The organism is Rhodococcus sp. 27YEA6 (genome assembly GCF_044908235.1).
GTDB classification, from domain to species: domain Bacteria; phylum Actinomycetota; class Actinomycetes; order Mycobacteriales; family Mycobacteriaceae; genus Rhodococcus_F; species Rhodococcus_F qingshengii.
This window is the reverse complement of record NZ_JBIYCY010000055.1, coordinates 1-3,352: the sequence shown is the minus strand read 5'-3', so window position 1 is coordinate 3,352 and position 3,352 is coordinate 1. Positions and strand designations below refer to the sequence as shown.

Sequence of the window (3,352 nt, the reverse complement as noted above, 5' to 3'; positions counted from 1 at the left end):
CATGGCCCGTCCTGATGGTCGAAGGGGTGTGTACTCGGAACACCCTGCGCTCCGACGCTTGGGACATATCGGGCGAAATGCTTGGAACCCGCATGACACCCGATCGCAGACCGCGACACTCAATGCGAATGACTCTCAACGACTTACACTATTTAGGTATCACCTGAGTACGGAAGCCCACGACGAACAGCGGCGAATTCGATTCGTGATCTACCGGAATGAACGTCCTGAACTATGCACTCGATAGCACCTCCACCCGCAGCCGCGACAACGCACGATGCTGTTCGAGGCGAATGCCCTAAACAGGCCCCGACAGAGCGGTCGCCACGTCGCCTACCCCAAATCCACAGATCGCCCTCTATGCCAGAATCTGTCTCTGCCGAATGGTTAGTGCATTTAGTCTGTCGGGAAAAGCCAGTGAACGCTCAACGTAGGCCGTTCCTGCGACCTGATCAATGGTTCGCGCAATCATCTGATAGACCAACTGCAATATGGATACCACCCGCGCCGATCGCAATCCGAGCGAATCGAATATTTCACAACAACTTCGATTCGCAGCCTCTACAACATATTCCGCAGAGAGCGATACGGAGCACAGCATAGTCACGATCGACCGTACCGCGTCGAAATGATCCTCAGCCTGCATATCTGCCGACCGAGCAAGAATGTCTCGGTGTCGGTTTCGATCGTGCTTCCCCTGCATACTCTTTCTCCTCCTGGCGGCACACAGATACGCTGCCCTGTCGTCGCAAGTAGATGAGTTTCTGCGAGGCCATACGTCCCGGCCCGTCTCGCGCGTGAAGTTCAGCACCTGTACCTCAAGAGGACTAATGCCTCACCGCCCCGCAGATCTTGACTCCACGGCAACCCGTCGACGACGCCGTCGACGTTCTCAGTCCAAGAATTCGAGCGGCGCCCGTTTCAAAGATGAAGTAGTTCTGTTGCAGCCCAACTCTGATTCTCGCCGCCGAATTGCTTTCAAAGCTGCGCTTCATGCGTGAGCCCAGCGCGTCGGCCGACTTGACCTCCCGGAGAGTTCACGATCGTCATGGAGGCCCTGTGCGAGGTCATCACACATCGGAACCCTCAGGTTCCACCCACTCTCAATCCGGCGCCAAGTCCACAATTGATCTGTGCATTCAACAAGCACCAAGTCATTTTCGGTACCCGACCTTGGAGCGCGCTTGGTTTTCGTTTGGACGTAGTCGACGAGGCTCCACAACAGTGAAAGATCTGGATCACTCACTCGCAGAGCGAATCAGTTTCCGATCGACCAGTCCGGGTTTGCGATCGACAAAGTGCCGCCCACTTGTGCGGACATCCGTAAAGGCACCGGTTTGTCCAACCGAAGTGACCGAACAAAGCCAGAGCCGATCTGTTTGCCAGGTGTGGAACTATCGGAGAGCATCTGCCGTTCGCCATGACCTTCAACGAAAATGTCCAGCCAGAATCGATCATACTCCACCAGATCGCAATCGTTACGGATCGCCGACGCGTTGATGCGTCACCCCCGGGCCTAATACCAGGCGTGAGGACGCCGCGGCCAAAGCCTATTCGGGTCACCAGACAGGGCGTGGCCTGCCGTCTCTCCCAATCTCCTCGAGCGCGAGCACCAGCGATGCCATCACGTCCGCGCCAAGTGTCGTGCTCGCCGCTTTCCAACGGAAGAGTGCTGCGTTGGTAGCCGCAGAGGTCGCGTCGGCACCGGCGGAGGTAAGCCGGACGATCTGCGAGCGGCGGTCGTATCGGTGGGGCTGCTTGCTCACATATCCGGATGCGATCAACTCGTCGACCATCACGGCTGCGGATTGTTTAGTGATACCCAGGTAGGCGGCAATTTCGCTGACAGTGGCCCCATCGCCGGACACCCGCAGGAATAACAAGCCATGCGCCGGTCGTAGCGACGAATGCCCCTCCGCGAGGACTGCGGCATTGATCTGCTCGGAAAGAGCGGACGCGCTACGCATCAGCAACATCAGCAGATCGGCGCGTGGTTCGTCCCTTGACATGTCGTCAGTCTACCTGTCCAATAAAGACAGTTAAGCTGACGAAGGGAACTTGACATGCGGATCCGAAAAAACGGGGATTCTTACACCCACCAAATGCACGGCGCACAATTCCAGTCCTACGTAGCGCCCGCCCACGGCAGTCGACAGCTGTGCGCCTGGCGCACCGAACTGGAGCCCGGCAATATCGGCGCACCGCACACGGTCTCGCACGAGGAGGTCTTTCTCGTACTCCACGGCTCGCCCGTGATCACCTTGGATGACACTCCAGTTCATCTCGCAGTTGGAGATGTCGTACTAGTTCCGGAGTCGGCCACAGTTCAGCTCGACAACCCGGGTGACAGCGCCGCCACATTGTGGGTGACGACATCGGTGGGCTTGACCGCCATCACTTCTGACGGCGAATCTATAACGCCTCCTTGGACGTGTTAAACGAGTTCGCGTCCGACAGCTAAAGAATACTCTCACTATTCGGTGGCAATGCTTTAGTTCGTAAGATGCACGAGCGCGCGCAGACTCTATACTCGCGAAACTCTTTTGCCTCCCGCTCGGCTCGTGCAACGACACAGTGGTCGTGTTCATCAAGTCTTCCGTCTGCTTCGAAGACAATCCATTCGACGAGATCGCAGGACTCTCCCCGCCTGCAGCCCTCCGGACAAGGACGATGCCCGTCGCGTGAGACGTTGGATGGTGTGCACGACTGGCGATGAGATGACTCGCTAAGGCACTGTCGACGCGCGCTCCGCCACCAGTACCACGCGGTCGACAATCGCCAACCTCGGCACAGCGCTCTCGAAATGCTGATACCGATCGAGTTTCGAGAACGAATGTTTCACATGCCCACCGGAAGCCTGAATTGAAACATCATGACTCCGTGAAACCCGTGGCACATCAGAGGCTTAGGACTTGTAAGGGTGTGATTCAGTGAGCCTCAGACGAGAAGTACAAGCGGCGTGGACACCAGGCGGTCGCGCTGATGCTGCCGGCCTCGGCGTCGGTCACAATCATGTTTCCGCCGGCACCGGGCTGCTCGACGACAGGGACGAAGGCCTCGACGAGCCACGGATGCGTCGCCTCGCTGAGCATCTCATCCCCGCCCACCTGGTCTGCAGGACGCGCTCCATCCGAGATCCCTGACATTGGGCTCGTGACACAGTCTCCCAGGGAAGTTGTGGCCAGCATGTGACGGTTGTATTCGAAGTCGACGCAGATGGCGTACACAGCTTAGAGAGATTCATGACGGTGTCCGGGTGGTTGGGTCCCTGTGTAGAAGTCCAGTGTCTGTGTGACTTTCGTGTCCGATAATGGGCACAGGAGGAAATTCACGAATCATGGCACGCAGACAC

At 57.6% G+C, this 3,352-nt stretch carries 3 protein-coding genes; 2 read left to right on the top strand and 1 reads right to left on the bottom strand.

From position 1 onward, the window contains the following. Positions 1-1,559: 1,559 nt before the first annotated feature. On the bottom strand, positions 1,560-2,009 hold the full coding sequence (locus ABH939_RS33040) for a MarR family winged helix-turn-helix transcriptional regulator (RefSeq protein ID WP_054828300.1): 450 nt from the start codon (positions 2,007-2,009) through the stop codon (positions 1,560-1,562). A gap of 93 nt (positions 2,010-2,102) precedes the next feature. Here ABH939_RS33040 and ABH939_RS33035 point away from each other — a divergent pair, with 93 nt between their 5' ends. Further along, positions 2,103-2,438 carry a cupin domain-containing protein gene (locus tag ABH939_RS33035; protein WP_241064945.1) on the top strand — a complete coding sequence of 112 codons (336 nt, stop codon included), beginning with the start codon at positions 2,103-2,105 and terminating at the stop codon, positions 2,436-2,438. 492 nt (positions 2,439-2,930) lie between these two features. Then, a complete protein-coding gene (locus tag ABH939_RS33030) occupies positions 2,931-3,143 on the top strand; it encodes a hypothetical protein (protein ID WP_208722292.1) in 213 nt (70 codons plus the stop codon). Positions 3,144-3,352: the final 209 nt, after the last annotated feature.